The sequence below is a fragment of the Escherichia sp. KTE172 genome (assembly GCF_000408845.1).
In the GTDB taxonomy this organism is placed as follows: Bacteria; Pseudomonadota; Gammaproteobacteria; order Enterobacterales; family Enterobacteriaceae; genus Escherichia; species Escherichia coli.
Genome location: NZ_KE137316.1, coordinates 5,119,782 through 5,135,999 on the forward strand (window position 1 = coordinate 5,119,782; position 16,218 = coordinate 5,135,999).

The 16,218-nt window shown below is 44.9% G+C and carries 31 protein-coding genes and 1 pseudogene; 22 read left to right on the plus strand and 10 right to left on the minus strand.

Going from position 1 to position 16,218, the window contains the following annotated elements:
• From G434_RS30565 to G434_RS00225, 4 genes are all read right to left on the minus strand, one after another.
• Nucleotides 1–199: host-nuclease inhibitor Gam family protein (locus tag G434_RS30565; RefSeq protein ID WP_032142570.1), on the minus strand; the 199-nt coding region annotated here is incomplete at its 3' end.
• Nucleotides 154–297 (minus strand): host cell division inhibitory peptide Kil, encoded by a 144-nt coding sequence (gene kil, locus G434_RS30135; protein WP_000372937.1) that lies wholly within the window; start codon nucleotides 295–297, stop codon nucleotides 154–156. The genes G434_RS30565 and kil, both read right to left, overlap by 46 nt.
• Nucleotides 266–430, minus strand: coding sequence for a protease FtsH-inhibitory lysogeny factor CIII (locus G434_RS30140; RefSeq protein ID WP_001198861.1), 165 nt, complete (start codon nucleotides 428–430; stop codon nucleotides 266–268). Before G434_RS30140 ends, kil begins: the two co-directional genes overlap by 32 nt.
• A 72-nt stretch (nucleotides 431–502) precedes the next feature.
• Entirely contained in the window at nucleotides 503–871 is a 369-nt protein-coding gene (locus tag G434_RS00225) for a DUF2528 family protein (RefSeq protein ID WP_000065374.1), read from the minus strand.
• Nucleotides 872–1,131: 260 nt separating this feature from the next.
• On the opposite strand from G434_RS00225, the gene G434_RS00220 reads away from it, so the two are divergent.
• On the plus strand, nucleotides 1,132–1,713 hold the full coding sequence (locus G434_RS00220) for a super-infection exclusion protein B (protein ID WP_001066174.1): 582 nt from the start codon (nucleotides 1,132–1,134) through the stop codon (nucleotides 1,711–1,713).
• Nucleotides 1,714–1,729: 16 nt separating this feature from the next.
• Here G434_RS00220 and G434_RS00215 read toward each other — a convergent pair whose 3' ends face one another.
• On the minus strand, nucleotides 1,730–2,038 hold the full coding sequence (locus tag G434_RS00215) for a transcriptional antitermination N peptide (RefSeq protein WP_000216183.1): 309 nt from the start codon (nucleotides 2,036–2,038) through the stop codon (nucleotides 1,730–1,732).
• Between G434_RS00215 and G434_RS30145 the strand changes: the two genes are divergently transcribed.
• On the plus strand, nucleotides 2,037–2,252 hold the full coding sequence (locus G434_RS30145) for a hypothetical protein (protein WP_000971595.1): 216 nt from the start codon (nucleotides 2,037–2,039) through the stop codon (nucleotides 2,250–2,252). The genes G434_RS00215 and G434_RS30145 overlap by 2 nt on opposite strands.
• 228 nt (nucleotides 2,253–2,480) lie before the next feature.
• Here the strand turns inward: G434_RS30145 and G434_RS00210 are convergent, their stop codons facing one another.
• Both G434_RS00210 and G434_RS00205 read right to left on the minus strand, forming a co-directional pair.
• Entirely contained in the window at nucleotides 2,481–3,380 is a 900-nt protein-coding gene (locus tag G434_RS00210) for a hypothetical protein (protein WP_000076840.1), read from the minus strand.
• 129 nt (nucleotides 3,381–3,509) lie between these two features.
• The gene (locus G434_RS00205; RefSeq protein ID WP_000250470.1) at nucleotides 3,510–4,217 is read right to left on the minus strand and encodes a S24 family peptidase; all 708 of its coding nucleotides are present in this window, start codon (nucleotides 4,215–4,217) and stop codon (nucleotides 3,510–3,512) included.
• A 78-nt stretch (nucleotides 4,218–4,295) separates the two neighbouring features.
• On the opposite strand from G434_RS00205, the gene G434_RS00200 reads away from it, so the two are divergent.
• From G434_RS00200 to G434_RS00150, 13 genes and pseudogenes are all read left to right on the plus strand, one after another.
• Nucleotides 4,296–4,523, plus strand: a complete 228-nt coding sequence (locus tag G434_RS00200; protein WP_001180318.1) for a helix-turn-helix transcriptional regulator — start codon at nucleotides 4,296–4,298, stop codon at nucleotides 4,521–4,523.
• Between the two features lie 106 nt (nucleotides 4,524–4,629).
• Nucleotides 4,630–4,929: a CII family transcriptional regulator gene (locus G434_RS00195; RefSeq protein WP_000438490.1), complete on the plus strand. Its 300-nt coding sequence runs from the start codon at nucleotides 4,630–4,632 to the stop codon at nucleotides 4,927–4,929.
• A gap of 32 nt (nucleotides 4,930–4,961) precedes the next feature.
• Nucleotides 4,962–5,861 carry a replication protein gene (locus G434_RS00190; RefSeq protein WP_000185503.1) on the plus strand — a complete coding sequence of 300 codons (900 nt, stop codon included), beginning with the start codon at nucleotides 4,962–4,964 and terminating at the stop codon, nucleotides 5,859–5,861.
• Nucleotides 5,858–6,559 carry a replication protein P gene (locus G434_RS00185; protein ID WP_000788877.1) on the plus strand — a complete coding sequence of 234 codons (702 nt, stop codon included), beginning with the start codon at nucleotides 5,858–5,860 and terminating at the stop codon, nucleotides 6,557–6,559. Before G434_RS00190 ends, G434_RS00185 begins: the two co-directional genes overlap by 4 nt.
• Nucleotides 6,556–6,846: a protein ren gene (locus G434_RS00180; protein WP_000145931.1), complete on the plus strand. Its 291-nt coding sequence runs from the start codon at nucleotides 6,556–6,558 to the stop codon at nucleotides 6,844–6,846. Before G434_RS00185 ends, G434_RS00180 begins: the two co-directional genes overlap by 4 nt.
• Before the next feature lie 73 nt (nucleotides 6,847–6,919).
• Complete coding sequence (locus tag G434_RS00175) at nucleotides 6,920–7,360, plus strand: recombination protein NinB (RefSeq protein ID WP_000736903.1); 441 nt, start codon at nucleotides 6,920–6,922, stop codon at nucleotides 7,358–7,360.
• Nucleotides 7,357–7,884, plus strand: a complete 528-nt coding sequence (locus tag G434_RS00170; RefSeq protein ID WP_000153280.1) for a phage N-6-adenine-methyltransferase — start codon at nucleotides 7,357–7,359, stop codon at nucleotides 7,882–7,884. The genes G434_RS00175 and G434_RS00170 overlap by 4 nt, the downstream gene beginning before the upstream one ends.
• Nucleotides 7,881–8,057: a NinE family protein gene (locus G434_RS0126350; RefSeq protein ID WP_001254223.1), complete on the plus strand. Its 177-nt coding sequence runs from the start codon at nucleotides 7,881–7,883 to the stop codon at nucleotides 8,055–8,057. The genes G434_RS00170 and G434_RS0126350 overlap by 4 nt, the downstream gene beginning before the upstream one ends.
• A 2-nt stretch (nucleotides 8,058–8,059) precedes the next feature.
• The gene (locus G434_RS00165) at nucleotides 8,060–8,401 is read left to right on the plus strand and encodes a phage protein NinX family protein (RefSeq protein ID WP_000386642.1); all 342 of its coding nucleotides are present in this window, start codon (nucleotides 8,060–8,062) and stop codon (nucleotides 8,399–8,401) included.
• A gap of 120 nt (nucleotides 8,402–8,521) precedes the next feature.
• Nucleotides 8,522–8,611 (plus strand): annotated as a pseudogene (locus G434_RS30150) (DUF1364 domain-containing protein); the annotation flags it as partial.
• Complete coding sequence (gene rusA / locus G434_RS00160) at nucleotides 8,608–8,970, plus strand: crossover junction endodeoxyribonuclease RusA (RefSeq protein ID WP_001099522.1); 363 nt, start codon at nucleotides 8,608–8,610, stop codon at nucleotides 8,968–8,970. The pseudogene G434_RS30150 and the gene rusA, both read left to right, overlap by 4 nt.
• Nucleotides 8,967–9,107 carry a YlcG family protein gene (locus tag G434_RS00155; protein ID WP_000971075.1) on the plus strand — a complete coding sequence of 47 codons (141 nt, stop codon included), beginning with the start codon at nucleotides 8,967–8,969 and terminating at the stop codon, nucleotides 9,105–9,107. Before rusA ends, G434_RS00155 begins: the two co-directional genes overlap by 4 nt.
• 85 nt (nucleotides 9,108–9,192) lie before the next feature.
• Nucleotides 9,193–9,570 (plus strand): antiterminator Q family protein, encoded by a 378-nt coding sequence (locus tag G434_RS00150; RefSeq protein ID WP_001204782.1) that lies wholly within the window; start codon nucleotides 9,193–9,195, stop codon nucleotides 9,568–9,570.
• A 156-nt stretch (nucleotides 9,571–9,726) separates the two neighbouring features.
• On the opposite strand, the gene G434_RS00145 is transcribed toward G434_RS00150, so the two are convergent.
• Complete coding sequence (locus G434_RS00145; protein WP_000780585.1) at nucleotides 9,727–10,251, minus strand: lipocalin family protein; 525 nt, start codon at nucleotides 10,249–10,251, stop codon at nucleotides 9,727–9,729.
• Between the two features lie 192 nt (nucleotides 10,252–10,443).
• Between G434_RS00145 and G434_RS00140 the strand changes: the two genes are divergently transcribed.
• The 5 genes from G434_RS00140 (at nucleotide 10,444) to rzpD (ending at nucleotide 13,791) form a co-directional block, all read left to right on the plus strand.
• Complete coding sequence (locus G434_RS00140) at nucleotides 10,444–11,403, plus strand: YbgA family protein (RefSeq protein ID WP_000592551.1); 960 nt, start codon at nucleotides 10,444–10,446, stop codon at nucleotides 11,401–11,403.
• A 318-nt stretch (nucleotides 11,404–11,721) separates the two neighbouring features.
• Nucleotides 11,722–12,453 (plus strand): helix-turn-helix domain-containing protein, encoded by a 732-nt coding sequence (locus G434_RS00135; RefSeq protein WP_001112170.1) that lies wholly within the window; start codon nucleotides 11,722–11,724, stop codon nucleotides 12,451–12,453.
• A gap of 167 nt (nucleotides 12,454–12,620) precedes the next feature.
• Nucleotides 12,621–12,836: a class II holin family protein gene (locus G434_RS00130; protein ID WP_000839583.1), complete on the plus strand. Its 216-nt coding sequence runs from the start codon at nucleotides 12,621–12,623 to the stop codon at nucleotides 12,834–12,836.
• A complete protein-coding gene (rrrD, locus tag G434_RS00125) occupies nucleotides 12,836–13,333 on the plus strand; it encodes a lysozyme RrrD (protein ID WP_000075162.1) in 498 nt (165 codons plus the stop codon). The genes G434_RS00130 and rrrD overlap by 1 nt, the downstream gene beginning before the upstream one ends.
• Nucleotides 13,330–13,791: a prophage endopeptidase RzpD gene (gene rzpD / locus G434_RS31165; protein ID WP_001082739.1), complete on the plus strand. Its 462-nt coding sequence runs from the start codon at nucleotides 13,330–13,332 to the stop codon at nucleotides 13,789–13,791. The genes rrrD and rzpD overlap by 4 nt, the downstream gene beginning before the upstream one ends.
• 31 nt (nucleotides 13,792–13,822) lie before the next feature.
• Here rzpD and iss read toward each other — a convergent pair whose 3' ends face one another.
• Nucleotides 13,823–14,116, minus strand: a complete 294-nt coding sequence (gene iss, locus G434_RS00115) for an increased serum survival lipoprotein Iss (RefSeq protein ID WP_000738423.1) — start codon at nucleotides 14,114–14,116, stop codon at nucleotides 13,823–13,825.
• Between the two features lie 359 nt (nucleotides 14,117–14,475).
• On the minus strand, nucleotides 14,476–14,670 hold the full coding sequence (locus G434_RS0126365) for a YlcI/YnfO family protein (RefSeq protein ID WP_001322384.1): 195 nt from the start codon (nucleotides 14,668–14,670) through the stop codon (nucleotides 14,476–14,478).
• 388 nt (nucleotides 14,671–15,058) lie between these two features.
• Here G434_RS0126365 and G434_RS00110 point away from each other — a divergent pair, with 388 nt between their 5' ends.
• On the plus strand, nucleotides 15,059–15,604 hold the full coding sequence (locus G434_RS00110; protein WP_000453599.1) for a DNA-packaging protein: 546 nt from the start codon (nucleotides 15,059–15,061) through the stop codon (nucleotides 15,602–15,604).
• Nucleotides 15,579–16,218 (plus strand): phage terminase large subunit family protein (locus G434_RS00105; protein ID WP_016249755.1); only part of this gene is annotated, 640 nt, incomplete at its 3' end. The genes G434_RS00110 and G434_RS00105, both read left to right, overlap by 26 nt.

The window sequence follows — 16,218 nt, forward strand, 5'->3', positions numbered from 1 at the left end:
TCTCTTCACGGGCGATCTGCTGGTAGTGACGCGCCCAGCTCTGAGCCTCAAGACGATCCTGAATGTAATAAGCGTTCATGGCTGAACTCCTGAAATAGCTGTGAAAATATCGCCCGCGAAATGCCGGGCTGATTAGGAAAACAGGAAAGGGGGTTAGTGAATGCTTTTGCTTGATCTCAGTTTCAGTATTAATATCCATTTTTTATAAGCGTCGACGGCCTCACGAAACATCTTTTCATCGCCAATAAAAGTGGCGATAGTGAATTTAGTCTGGATAGCCATAAGTGTTTGATCCATTTTTTGGGACTCCTGGCTGATTAAGTATGTCGATAAGGCGTTTCCATCCGTCACGTAATTTACGGGTGATTCGTTCAAGTAAAGATTCGGAAGGGCAGCCAGCAACAGGCCACCCTGCAATGGCATATTGCATGGTGTGCTCCTTATTTATACATAACGAAAAACGCCTCGAGTGAAGCGTTATTGGTATGCGGTAACGCCGCGCTCAGGCGGCTTTGATAGTCATATCATCTGAATCAAATATTCCTGATGTATCGATATCGGTAATTCTTATTCCTTCGCTACCATCCATTGGAGGCCATCCTTCCTGACCATTTCCATCATTCCAGTCGAACTCACACACAACACCATATGCATTTAAGTCGCTTGAAATTGCTATAAGCAGAGCATGTTGCGCCAGCATGATTAATACAGCATTTAATACAGAGCCGTGTTTATTGAGTCGGTATTCAGAGTCTGACCAGAAATTATTAATCTGGTGAAGTTTTTCCTCTGTCATTACGTCATGGTCGATTTCAATTTCTATTGATGCTTTCCAGTCGTAATCAATGATGTATTTTTTGATGTTTGACATCTATTCATATCCTCACAGATAAAAAATCGCCCTCACATTGGAGGGCAAAGAAGATTTCCAATAATCAGAACAAGTCGGCTCCTGTTTAGTTACGAGCGACATTGCTCAGTGTATTCACTCGTTGGAATGAATACACAGTGCAGTGTTTATTAGTATGCCTGTCTTTTAACCACATCAGGCTCGGTGGTTCTCGTGTACCCCTACAGCGAGAAATCGGATAAACTCTATTCACCCCTACAGAGAGCAAAAGAGAAACGCCGATGAACAACTCATGGTGGCAGGAACTAATGCATTTTTTCCTGCAAGGAATGACACTTAAACAGTTGATTCATATGCTAATCATCCTGATCATATTGATTATTGTTATGCCTGTAAGCGTAAAAGAATGGATAAACCTGCATAATCCAGAAATCCTTCCTCATTACTGGATGTATTACATCCTGTTGTTTTGCGTTAGCTATGTGCTTAACGGCGTTGTTAATTCCGCTTATCACGCTGTGACTGTAAGAATTGAGATATTCGCTGCTCAGAAGCGCAAATCTAAAGAAGAGAAATACGTGCAAGATTTGTTTGATTCGTTAACTCTTGGAGAAAGAGCGTATTTGGCATTCGCTGTAGCCGCTAATAACCAGCTAAAGACAGAAAAGGGAAGCCCTGAAGCAATCTCATTGCTCGAAAAAGGGCTTCTTATTCGGGTACCTTCTGCTACTGGATATCCTGAAATCGACCGTTTTGTTATCCCGGAACGCTATAGAAATGAGTGCTACATTAGGTTTGCTGGGAAGAAAGACAGTCTTATGGATGAACTTATCGCTCAGGATAAGCATGGCAAAAACAAGTAATTAGCAAATGAATTTATCATCTCGCCGTCAGTTGTTTTGATTTCCGGTAGCCTGCCGCGTAAATAGCTACGTTTGGCAGGCAAACACTTCCACTGCATTCATCTACTTTCTTGCAGCGAAGGCTTCCGAGTGATATTGCTTTTTCAGAAAGGCTTAACCGCTTTCTCGGGTCTTCCTGAACAGGTTCCTCACTGTCTGTGCCGAAGATCGAATCGATGATGTTGCAGATGGAATCACGCTCGATGGCCAGCTTTCTGCGCCGCTCATGACGGCGAGTTTTGGCATTTCCTGCAAATGTTGATTTTCCGTACACGATTACCGTCATGATGTTTTCCTCATGTGAAATGGCTTTGGTGGTGATGCGCCAGATGCTGATCTTCTGGTTGCTGTCGTTACTGCTGCAATTCACATCACCCCAAACCCATCTCGTTTGGTATCTGTTCGCGCTTTGTCAGCGCATCATCGAAGTTAAAGAGCCTGCCAATCTGTTCCGTTTGGCTGCCAGCGTCCTGCTGATGGCGATTATAATGAACCAATAGTTCGATATTATCAAGAACTATAAGTACGAATTGTTTGTGGTTCATTAACTTAATGAGATATGTTTTTGATATGTAAAGGAATTTATTTTTGTAAAGATTGAAGATTGGTCAGTAGGAGAGAAAGAATTGTTTGCTGGCGTGTTAGTTCGTGGGTTAGCACATGTGCGGATGTTAAATAAGGTAGACGATCGTGAGGAAAAGAAAAACCGGCGCTGAGGCCGGGTATAATTATTTGATTATTTCTTTTATAAAGACTTCTTTCGGTTGGTATTTTTTATCTGATGATTTGAGCTGGTACGTTATTGTTATATCAGCACGTACAGAAAATTTACCTGCAAAATCTGATGGGTTTACGTTGGGGCCAAGAACCATATTTACTCTTCGATCTATTAATCCAGGGATAACAGCAGCCCAACCTTTCTCTGGATTGTCGAGGTCTAATGCACGGATTTCAACATCAACATCAAAATGATCCTGAGTATATGACTCTGGTGTGAAGACAACTTCAGTTGGGGCTTTTTTAATGGTTTCAGCGGGAATGGTCACTGTACCACCCCCTGTACCTATGACCATCGTAGATCCTTCGTCTGCCCTAGCTGGGGCAAGCGTCTTAATGGAACTTTTGGCAAGAGTCTTCTTATTGGTTACCGTGCTTTCTATGATTGCTTGAAGACGGTCAGGTGAAATATTAGCCTCACCGGCACCAATATTGATGATTGTATTGTTATTTGCTTCAAAGTGGGAGGTGTTGCTTGGAGCCATAGCCTTAGTTGCTAGAACTAAGCCATATCCAACCAGACCAATAACAACAGCACCAACGAGAGCGTTTCTCATTTTCCCATTTCCGATCTTTGCATGAGCGCCAGCAAGAAACTTGTCCATTTCTTCTTGGCTACCAAAGAGGAGTTTAATAACAATATCTTCATAAAGGCTTCCTGCTTCTAATCGCGCAACATGCACCGATATATCAAGGATATTAGCCCCTGTCAGTTCCTGCAAAACACCTTCTGATTGTTTTGCGATGGCCTCCCACCCTTGAAGGGAGGTAATCACATCTTTGATGCTTACAGGTTCTTTAGTTGAATAATATATGTTTTCGGTAAAGGTTAAAGATAATTCTTGGGACATCCGAGCCCTCGCTGTTTCTTTCGATTTGCTGTGTTAAGCTAATATTTTAATATCCATGTTTCTGTTTGCTTGCAGTGTGTTTCTCACCACCATCCAAACGTACTGGTTACTAGCTATGTGATGATGAAGTCATGAACTTTTCAGCCATTCCCTGGCCTCGATGTCATCTAGGTGGCGAGATTGCTTCAGAATACCAGCTACATACTCCACCTTTGCTACTTGATGATAAGGCAACGTTATTGGCCTGTGGTCTTGGTTGATGCTTGTAAATTGGTATTCTCCGTCTCTGTCATAGCCAAGAACCTTGATCATGTTGTGCCCTTCAATGGTTCTGACAAACACCTCATCACCTGGGAATACTTTGGTGTTAGGCTCAATGAGTACATATTCTCCTGATTTTATTCTGGGCCACATGCTGTCTCCTTTTACACGAAGACCAAAGGCATCTGGATCATCGCTATAAATCTTGAGCCACCCATCGCGCTCTTCGGTCATCTCGATGGCACCATCAACACCAAGAATTGCCTCACCAACCACGCGCACTAACCCTTTTTTTAATTTGCCAACAATTGAAAAAGTATCTTCATCATTCGCTCCATTTAACGAAGTGCCGTGCTGAAGCCAAACAACATCAACGTTTAGAAATTTCGCAAGCGCATTCATTTTTTCCTGGCGTGGTAAAGACTCAGCATTAAACCATTTGCTAACGCCTTTGGACGAAAGAGAAAGGGCACGGGCTATGGCCATTCCCCTACCATGTTCATCAAGACCAGCTTCTTTACAGGCTTGCGCTAGCCGCTGGGCGAATTCTTTGCGCACTTTTTCATTCTGAACCATGAGTACGATACTAAAGCACTTGCAAAAACTTTCAGTTCAACCATAATGCGTACTGAAAGTACGAAAAAGGACATTCCTATGCAAAATCTTGATGAGCCGATTAAAGGTGTCGGCATCCCTGAAGTTGCGAAGGCTTGTGGAGTTAGCGAAAGGGCTGTCTATAAGTGGCTCAAAAACGGCTTCCTCCCTAAGACTGAGTTTTTTGGGAAAACGAAATACGCATCAAAAATCGAAGAGATTTCTGGTGGCAAATATCAAGCAAGCGAAATGCTTGAAATAAGCAAAAAGAACCTTCTGGCAGCATAAGTAACACCGCTCTTTATCAATCTGCACCGCCGACAACGCGGTAACTAATTAAGAACTCATCGAAAGATGCGTATTAGTGATTATTTACCTATGGAAATAGTAAGAAATGGAACAAACAAATTACAGCAAACTATCACAGCGCGACGTTGATCGCGCAGAAACAGATTTACTTATCAACCTGTCAACGCTTACTCAGCGCGGTCTGGCAAAGATGATTGGCTGTCATGAATCGAAGATAAGCAGAACAGACTGGAGGTTTATAGCTTCGGTCTTGTGTGCTTTTGGCATGGCATCAGACATCAGTCCGATTAGCAGAGCTTTTAAGTATGCGCTTGATGAAATCACCAATAAAAAACGCCCGGTGTGCAAGACCGAGCGTTCTGAACAAATCCAGATGGAGTTCTGAGGTCATTACTGGATCTATCAACAGGAGTCATTATGACAAATACAGCAAAAATACTCAACTTCGGCAGAGGTAACTTTGCCGGACAGGAGCGTAATGTGGCAGATCTCGATGATGGTTACGCCAGACTATCAAATATGCTGCTTGAGGCTTATTCGGGCGCAGATCTGACCAAGCGACAGTTTAAAGTGCTGCTTGCCATTCTGCGTAAAACCTATGGGTGGAATAAACCAATGGACAGAATCACCGATTCTCAACTTAGCGAGATTACAAAGTTACCTGTCAAACGGTGCAATGAAGCCAAGTTAGAACTCGTCAGAATGAATATTATCAAGCAGCAAGGCGGCATGTTTGGACCAAACAAAAACATCTCAGAATGGTGCATCCCTCAAAACGAGGGAAAATCCCCTAAAACGAGGGATAAAACATCCCTCAAATTGGGGGATTGCTATCCCTCAAAACAGGGGGACACAAAAGACACTATTACAAAAGAAAAAAGAAAAGATTATTCGTCCGAGAATTCTGGCGAATCCTCTGACCAGCCAGAAAACGATCTTTCTGTGGTTAAACCGGATGCTGCAATTCAGAGCGGCAGTAAGTGGGGAACAGCAGAAGACCTGACCGCCGCAGAGTGGATGTTTGACATGGTGAAGACCATCGCGCCATCAGCCAGAAAACCGAATTTTGCTGGGTGGGCTAACGATATCCGCCTGATGCGTGAACGTGACGGACGTAACCACCGCGATATGTGTGTGCTTTTCCGCTGGGCCTGCCAGGACAACTTCTGGTCCGGTAACGTGCTGAGTCCGGCCAAACTCCGCGACAAGTGGACCCAGCTCGAAATCAACCGTAACAAGCAACAGGCTGGCGTGACAGCCGGAAAACCAAAACTCGACCTGACAAACACTGACTGGATTTACGGGGTGGATCTATGAAAAACATCGCCGCACAGATGGTTAACTTTGACCGTGAGCAGATGCGTCGGATCGCCAACAACATGCCGGAACAGTACGACGAAAAGCCACAGGTACAGCAGGTAGCGCAGATCATCAACGGTGTGTTCAGCCAGTTACTGGCAACTTTCCCGGCGAGCCTGGCTAACCGTGACCAGAACGAACTGAACGAAATCCGCCGCCAGTGGGTTCTGGCTTTCCGGGAAAACGGGATCACCACAATGGAACAGGTTAACGCAGGAATGCGCGTAGCCCGTCGGCAGAATCGACCATTTCTGCCATCACCCGGGCAGTTTGTTGCATGGTGCCGGGAAGAAGCATCCGTTATCGCCGGACTGCCAAACGTCAGCGAGCTGGTTGATATGGTTTACGAGTATTGCCGGAAGCGAGGCCTGTATCCGGATGCGGAGTCTTATCCGTGGAAATCAAATGCGCACTACTGGCTGGTTACCAACCTGTATCAGAACATGCGGGCCAATGCGCTTACTGATGCGGAATTACGCCGTAAGGCCGCAGATGAGCTTGTCCATATGACTGCGAGAATTAACCGTGGTGAGGCGATCCCTGAACCAGTAAAACAACTTCCTGTCATGGGCGGTAGACCTCTAAATCGTGCACAGGCTCTGGCGAAGATCGCAGAAATCAAAGCTAAGTTCGGACTGAAAGGAGCAAGTGTATGACGGGCAAAGAGGCAATTATTCATTACCTGGGGACGCATAATAGCTTCTGTGCGCCGGACGTTGCCGCGCTAACAGGCGCAACAGTAACCAGCATAAATCAGGCCGCGGCTAAAATGGCACGGGCAGGTCTTCTGGTTATCGAAGGTAAGGTCTGGCGAACGGTGTATTACCGGTTTGCTACCAGGGAAGAACGGGAAGGAAAGATGAGCACGAACCTGATTTTCAAGGAGTGTCGCCAGAGTGCCGCGATGAAACGGGTATTGGCGGTATATGGAGTTAAAAGATGACCATCTACATTACTGAGCTAATAACAGGCCTGCTGGTAATCGCAGGCCTTTTTATTTGGGGGAGAGGGAAGTCATGAAAAAACTAACCTTTGAAATTCGATCTCCAGCACATCAGCAAAACGCTATTCACGCAGTACAGCAAATCCTTCCAGACCCAACCAAACCAATCGTAGTAACCATTCAGGAACGCAACCGCAGCTTAGACCAAAACAGGAAGCTATGGGCCTGCTTAGGTGACGTCTCTCGTCAGGTTGAATGGCATGGTCGCTGGCTGGATGCAGAAAGCTGGAAGTGTGTGTTTACCGCAGCATTAAAGCAGCAGGATGTTGTTCCTAACCTTGCCGGGAATGGCTTTGTGGTAATAGGCCAGTCAACCAGCAGGATGCGTGTAGGCGAATTTGCGGAGCTATTAGAGCTTATACAGGCATTCGGTACAGAGCGTGGCGTTAAGTGGTCAGACGAAGCGAGACTGGCTCTGGAGTGGAAAGCGAGATGGGGAGATCGGGCTGCATGACTATCAAATCAAATACGCCAGCACACGACAAGGACTGCTGGCAAACGCCGCTTTGGCTTTTTGATGCACTGGATATTGAGTTTGGATTCTGGCTGGATTCGGCAGCGAGCGACAAAAATGCTCTGTGTGCTCACTGGCTAACTGAGGCCGACGACGCGCTCAATTCTGAGTGGGTAAGCCACGGTGCAATCTGGAATAACCCACCGTACAGCAATATCAGGCCGTGGGTGGAAAAAGCCGCTGAGCAGTGCATACAACAGCGACAGACGGTAGTTATGCTTGTGCCAGAGGATATGTCAGTCGGATGGTTCAGCAAGGCTCTGGAGAGTGTCGACGAAGTTCGCATTATCACTGATGGACGGATTAATTTTATCGAACCATCGACAGGGCTGGAGAAGAAGGGAAACAGCAAAGGCTCCATGCTGCTGATTTGGCGACCGTTCATCAGTCCTCGACGGATGTTTACTACCGTATCCAAAGCGGCATTGATGGCGATCGGGCAGGGCGTCAGGAGGGCGGCATGAGGCGACAGCGACGAAGTTTCACCGACATCATCTGCGAAAACTGCAAATACCTTCCAACGAAACGCTCCAGAAATAAACGCAAGCCAATCCCAAAAGAATCTGACGTAAAAACCTTCAATTACACAGCTCACCTGTGGGATATCCGGTGGCTAAGATATCGTGCGAGGAAATGACAATGGATTATTCACAGTTAAGTGATTTTGAAATTAACAGAATGGTAGGAGACATAATTTTTAAAGGCCTTTGGGCAAGTAAACCGGAAACATCAGGGAATAACACCAACAAATGGTATTACGGAAATGCTGATACAACTTTTGAGCCATTAAATCATTTGCCTGACTACTGCAATGATCCGAGCGCTTCATGGCCGATTATTGAGAAATACAGGATTTCTATCTTAGACCAGTTAACTGAATGGTGTGTGGATGCAAAAGGCGTAAGCCCAATATTTGATACCAGACCTCTCCGCGCCGCCATTATTGTCTTTCTCCTGATGCAGGAGGCCAATAATGCTTAGCCCATCTCAATCCCTTCAATACCTGAAAGGAAGCATAGAGCGGGCTTCAATGTGCACAGAGTGGATTCTATCTAGGTTTAGCGCATACAGAAGATTGCCGGTAAAGGGCATGCCAAGCAAGTCGATGCTGCATATGCAAAAGAATGCGCGCGGGAAGGTATGGCGAGAACGCAGGTTATCTGGCTGAAAGAGGGGGTAATTAAGGCGTGAATACTTACCACATCACACTACCCTGGCCTCCGAGCAATAATCGCTATTATCGCCATAATCGCGGGCGCACGCACGTCAGCGCAGAGGGGCAGGCATACCGCGATAACGTCGCCCGAATCATTAAAAACGCAATGCTGGATATCGGCCTGGCGATGCCTGTGAAAATCCGCATTGAGTGCCACATGCCGGATCGCCGTCGCCGTGACCTGGATAATCTGCAAAAAGCCGCTTTTGACGCACTCACCAAAGCAGGTTTCTGGCTGGATGATGCTCAGGTCGTTGATTACCGCGTTGTGAAGATGCCTGTTACCAAAGGTGGGAGGCTGGAATTGACCATCACCGAAATGGGGAATGAATGATGTTTGAGTTTTATATGGCAGAACGTCTTCGCCACCGCTGGGTGCGTCTGCGCTTATATCGTTTCCCCGGTTCTGTTTTGACCGATTACCGAATACTGAAGAATTACGCCAAAACACTGACAGGAGCAGGAGTATGAAGTCAGAGATAACAATCAACTAATACTGTTTTGCTGATTTTTGCTTGTAATTGGCGTTCTGGTCTGATTTTTGTGGAGTAAGTTGATGCGTGATATTCAGATGGTTCTTGAGCGTTGGGGAGCGTGGGCGGCTAATAATCATGAAGATGTGACCTGGTCGTCCATTGCCGCCGGTTTTAAGGGATTAATTCCTTCAAAAGTAAAATCTCGCCCGCAATGTTGTGACGATGACGCGATGATCATTTGCGGGTGCATGGCCCGTCTGAAAAATAACAACAGCGATTTGCATGATTTGTTAGTGGACTATTATGTCGGCGGCATGACTTTTATGGCGCTTGCGCGTAAGCATGGTAGATCTGATTGTTGGATTGGCAGGATGCTCCAAAAAGCTGAGGGCGTAGTGGAGGGCATGCTGATGGTGTTGGATCTCAGATTGGAGATGGATGCTGATTGTTTGAGATAATTAAAGGAAAAGTTGCTGTCTGGTTATCATTAGACTAATGTTTCAAATGTTAGAATCGCAACGTAGTTATGATCATATAACAGCTTGTTCCCTGATTTAGCCAGCCTCCCCAAAGGCTGGTTTTTTTTCTAATAAGTATCAATCCGGTTAGGTATTTTATTGTTTGACCCATAATAGTTCATTGACATTGAATCCCAATTTTTGAGCAGTACGCACATAGTCTGCTTTTACATTATCTGGAATAGTTGGAGTCCGTGCCAGAATCCATAGGTATTCTCTGTTCGGACCACTGACAAGAGCATACTTATACTCATCATCCAGTTTGATTACATTATAGCCACCATAGAAGGGGCCAAAAAACGAAACCTTCAACGCTGCAGTTGTATTATCTCCTGTAAAGTATGCTTTACCTTCGCTCTCGCTCCATTTGTTTTTCGTTGGGTCATATCCACGATTAAGTACACTAATCCCTCCGTCGTTCCGTTTCCCATAAGTGGCGCTGACCTGTTCCAGACCACGTTCAAATCGGTTCTCAAGCCGAGCTATTTCATACCATTTTCCGAGGTAGCGGTTGGTGTCAAAATTTGTAATCGGCTGCACACCTTTAGGTGGTGTCGGGGCCTTACATGCTATCAGAGTGAAAGAGAGTGCAATGCCAGTCAACACAGGCCATAACTTCATAATATATCCTGTACTTTTGATAGTTGAGAGTAAGTATTAAAGATAGATGATTACTACCGATCACCTAAAGAACTTTCCTACTATATTAGGAATAGTCCATAACAAAAAAATTGTCAGTGATGACGGCAGAAAGGCAGTTTAGGTCGTGTACTACACTGTTAACCTGTTAATGAATTAGTCAAGGGGTAGGCAATGATAAAAAAACCTGTCGTTGGGATCAGTGGTTGTTTGGCCGGTTCTTCTGTCCGTTTTGATGGTGGTCACAAAAGAGCTAGCTTTTTAATGGACAAATTACTGGAATGGGTAACATTCAAACCAGTATGTCCGGAAATGGCTATAGGGCTTCCAGTTCCGCGTCCTGCTCTACGTCTTGTTCGCTCGGCGCAAGGAAATATACGGATGTGTTTCAGCCACGACCAGAATGAGGATGTTACAGAGAAAATGACAGAGTTTAGTCGTTCTTATCTTGACAAATTAAAGGATGTATCGGGATTTGTGGTTTGTGCAAAATCTCCTAGCTGTGGTATGGAACGCGTGCGTGTATATGATGAAAATGGTAATCGTGGTCGTAAAGATGGAGTGGGACTATTTACGAGCACGTTGATGGAAAGGTTTTCCTGGCTACCGGTTGAAGAGGATGGGCGACTACATGATCCAGTGCTTCGTGAAAACTTTGTTGAAAGAGTATTTGCTTTACATGAGCTCAATCATCTTTATAAAGCGAAATTATCAAGAAGGGAATTATTAGCTTTTCATAGCCGTTATAAGCTTCAGTTGTTGGCGCATAGCCAGGCCGGTTATAAAGAGATGGGGCCATTTGTGGCTGCAATACATGAGTGGGCAGACCTTGAATCATACTTTGAGGTGTATCGTGAGAAGCTGATGGCGATTCTCAGAAAACCTGCATCACGTAAAAATCACACGAATGTGCTGATGCATATACAGGGATATTTTAGTAACTGCTTAAATACACGTCAGCGTAAAGAGTTGAGCGATGTTATACTTAACTATCGAGCTGGCACGCTACCTCTTCTTGCGCCATTAACTTTGCTGAAGCATTACTTGGCAGAGTATCCTGATGATTATTTGCTTATACAGAATTACTTCCACCCCTATCCTGATGAACTGGCTCTAAGACTCTTGGTGAACTAGGCGTTTGGAATGCACCAACAAGATGATTTTCTCCTTAGAGAATGTTTACAATCGTAAAAACTTCACTATGATATCTATAGTTGTACAGTTTGTAAAAAAATTCGGTTCATGCTTAAGGTAATGTTAATATGTTAATTAATGATTAATAATCAAGCAAGCCAAAAATAGTTCTGTTTAATCTAGTATTACATAAATATTTTAAAGAAAATATCAAAGTTCATGATGATATAATGAGATTTTTCTCATTGAAAATATGGCAATTTTAATATTTCCACCTATACTTACTTAACTCAAATCTAATTATGTCAGGTGGATGGTATGCCATGCATATGTTCTATCATTTTGGTTTTGAACTCGTTTGATATCCGGCTTGGTAAAGAAAAAATCTCTCTAAAAAAAGGAAGTGTTGTTGCTATAGAATACAATTTAAAAGTTTTCTTTTCTTCAAATAAAGATAATATAATGATCGTGGATATTGAAGAGAAAACAGTTAATGACTTCTTTAAAAACAATACACTCTCACCTTTTTCTGTAAGAAGATTTTATTCAGCATACTTGATAGTAAACTGTACAGACTATTCATTGTTAAAGAACTTGATAGGTTGCTTGAATTGTGATGGTGAAACTACGGCTGTAGTTAAAAATTCAATATTATTTGCATGTCTTGCTATTTTATCCTCGGAAAAAATGTTTCAGAGTTTTTTGTTTGGGTGTCTTAATAGTTTAGGAAGCAAAGTTAAGGCTATTATTCACTCGGACATATCTGCAGCATGGAGACTTTGTGATATTTCTTCAAGACTATGTCTGAGTGAAAGTTTGTTAAAAAGAAAACTAAAACACGAAGGCTTATCATTTAGCAAATTAATTCTTGAAGAACGAATGGTGATGGCTGAAAGGTTATTAAGCTACAATTTCTATCCTGTTGGGAAAGTTGCTAAAATATGTGGTTATGAAAGCGCGTCATATTTTATAAGTGTTTTCAGAAGATATTTTGGTGTTCCCCCCCATGAATATTCATCAAGATTTTTTTTAGAAAAAGGCAAGATGTAACGTGATGCGTTTTGATGATTTTGTAATTTTCATATTTGATGATTATATGATGCTTTCAGCTACGCCAGAATAATCGCTGGCGTTTTTCTTTTCTAATGTAACTTCTGTATCTTTCCCTCTTTCATTCCAAACCGTGTACACCATCCGTTATTCGCGGAGGTGAGGCTATGAAATCCATGGACAAGTTAACAACGGGCATTGCCTACGGCACCTCTGCAGGCAGTGCTGGCTACTGGTTTTTACAGTGGCTTGATCAGGTCAGTCCGTCACAGTGGGCGGCGATTGGAGTGCTTGGAAGCCTTGTGTTGGGTTTTCTCACTTATCTGACAAACCTTTATTTCAAGATTAAAGAAGATAAGCGTAAGGCTGCGAGAGGTGAATAATGTCGCCATCATTACGCAAGGCTGTAGCAGCTGCTATTGGTGGTGGGGCTGTTGCCATAGCGTCTGTGCTCATCACTGGTCCGAGTGGTGACGATGGTCTGGAAGGTGTCAGCTACATACCATATAAAGATATTGTTGGTGTATGGACTGTATGTCACGGGCATACAGGAAAAGACATCATGCTCGGTAAAACGTATACCAAAGCAGAATGCAAAGCACTCTTGAATAAAGACCTTGCCACTGTCGCCAGACAAATTAACCCGTACATCAAAGTCGATATACCGGAAACAACGCGCGGCGCTCTTTACTCATTCGTTTACAACGTGGGTGCTGGCAATTTCAGAACATCGACGCTTCTTCGCAAAATAAACCAGGGCGATATCAAAGGCGCATGTGATCAGTTACGTCGCTGGACATATGCTGGCGGTAAGCAATGGAAAGGTCTCATGACTCGTCGTGAGATTGAGCGTGAAATCTGTTTGTGGGGTCAGCAATGAACAGAGTAACCGCGATTATCTCCGCTCTGGTTATCTGCATCATCGTCTGCCTGTCATGGGCTGTTAATCATTACCGTGATAACGCCATTACCTACAAAGCCCAGCGCGACAAAAATGCCAGAGAACTGAAGCTGGCGAACGCGGCAATTACTGACATGCAGATGCGTCAGCGTGATGTTGCTGCGCTCGATGCAAAATACACGAAGGAGTTAGCTGATGCGAAAGCTGAAAATGATGCTCTGCGTGATGATGTTGCCGCTGGTCGTCGTCGGTTGCACATCAAAGCAGTCTGTCAGTCAGTGCGTGAAGCCACCACCGCCTCCGGCGTGGATAATGCAGCCTCCCCCCGACTGGCAGACACCGCTGAACGGGATTATTTCACCCTCAGAGAGAGGCTGATCACGATGCAAAAACAACTGGAAGGAACCCAGAAGTATATTAATGAGCAGTGCAGATAGAGCTGCCCATATCGATGGGCAACTCATGCAATTATTGTGAGCAATAGACACGCGCTTCCAGCGGAGTATAAATGCCTAAAGTAATAAAACCGAGCAATCCATTTACGAATGTTTGCTGGGTTTCTGTTTTAACAACATTTTCTGCGCCGCCACAAATTTTGGCTGCATCAACAGTTTTCTCCTGTCCAATTCCCGAAACGAAGAAGTGATGGGTGATGGTTTCCTTTGGTGTTACTGCTGTCGGTTTGTTTCCAACAGTAAACGTCTGTTGAGCACATCCTGTAATAAGCATTGCCAGAGCGGCAGAAAACAACATTTTTTTCATCTTATTATCCTGCATTGTTAAAAACGGCAGAATCCTATGTGACAACAATTAAACGATAGTTAAATGGATTGATGAAAATTAAAACTATATAGGTGGATGCTCAGCCTATTGGAGGAGGGGGGCACTCAGAATCCTGTGGAATGAAATAAACCGCTCTTTCTGTCCATTACCCTTTTAGCTGCGCTGTATCGTCGCCGTATTCCCGCATTAACCATGACCGTAGCCCGACGGGGAATTCCTTCTGCGTGAGTGTGCGGGAATAATCAAAAACGATGCACACCGGGTTTTACTGTGCTGACAGACGCAGGGTTACCCTCATAGTCGCTTTTCCGGTGCGATGGTGGAAGAAACCGGGATGTTTATTCATCATCACTTTGGATTGATGTACATGCTCTCTTTTCTGACGTTAGTCTCCGACGGCAGGCTTCAATGACCCAGGCTGAGAAATTCCCAGACCCTTTTTGCTCAAGAGCGATGTTAATTTGTTCAATCATTTGGTTAGGAAAGCGGATGTTGCGGGTTGTTGTTCTGCGGGTTCTGTTCTTCGTTGACATGAGGTTGCCCCGTATTCAGTGTCGCTGATTTGTATTGTCTGAAGTTGTTTTTACGTTAAGTTGATGCAGATCAATTAATACGATACCTGCGTCATAATTGATTATTTGACGTGGTTTGATGGCGTAGATGCACGTTGTGACATGTAGATGATAATTATTATCATTTTGTGGGTCCTTTCCGGCGATCCGACAGGTTACGGGGCGGCGACCTCGCGGGTTTTCGCTATTTATGAAAATTTTCCGGTTTAAGGTGTTTCCGTTCTTCTTCGTCGTAACTTAATGTATTTATTTAAAATACCCCCTGAAAAGAAAGGAAACGACAGGTGCTGAAAGCGAGCTTTTTGGCCTCTGTCGTTTCCTTTCTCTGTTTTTGTCCGTGGAATGAGCAATGGAAGTCAACAAAAAGCAGCTGGCTGACATTTTCGGTGCGAGTATCCGTACCATTCAGAACTGGCAGGAACAGGGAATGCCCGTTCTGCGAGGCGGTGGCAAGGGTAATGAGGTGCTTTATGACTCTGCCGCCGTCATAAAATGGTATGCCGAAAGGGATTCTGAAATTGAGAACGAAAAGCTGCGCCGGGAGGTTGAAGAACTGCGGCAGGCCAGCGAGGCAGATCTCCAGCCAGGAACTATTGAGTACGAACGCCATCGACTTACGCGTGCGCAGGCCGACGCACAGGAACTGAAGAATGCCAGAGACTCCGCTGAAGTGGTGGAAACCGCATTCTGTACTTTCGTGTTGTCGCGGATCGCAGGTGAAATTGCCAGTATTCTCGACGGGCTCCCCCTGTCGGTGCAGCGGCGTTTTCCGGAACTGGAAAACCGACATGTTGATTTCCTGAAACGGGATATCATCAAAGCCATGAACAAAGCAGCCGCGCTGGATGAACTGATACCGGGGTTGCTGAGTGAATATATCGAACAGTCAGGTTAACAGGCTGCGGCATTTTGTCCGCGCCGGGCTTCGCTCACTGTTCAGGCCGGAGCCACAGACCGCCGTTGAATGGGCGGATGCTAATTACTATCTCCCGAAAGAATCCGCATACCAGGAAGGGCGCTGGGAAACACTGCCCTTTCAGCGGGCCATCATGAATGCGATGGGCAGCGACTACATCCGTGAGGTGAATGTGGTGAAGTCTGCCCGTGTCGGTTATTCCAAAATGCTGCTGGGTGTTTATGCCTACTTTATAGAGCATAAGCAGCGCAACACCCTTATCTGGTTGCCGACGGATGGTGATGCCGAGAACTTTATGAAAACCCACGTTGAGCCGACTATTCGTGATATTCCGTCGCTGCTGGCGCTGGCCCCGTGGTATGGCAAAAAGCACCGGGATAACACGCTCACCATGAAGCGTTTCACTAATGGGCGTGGCTTCTGGTGCCTGGGCGGTAAAGCGGCAAAAAACTACCGTGAAAAGTCGGTGGATGTGGCGGGTTATGATGAACTTGCTGCTTTTGATGATGATATTGAACAGGAAGGCTCTCCGACGTTCCTGGGTGACAAGCGTATTGAAGGCTCGGTCTGGCCAAAGTCCATCCGTGGCTCCA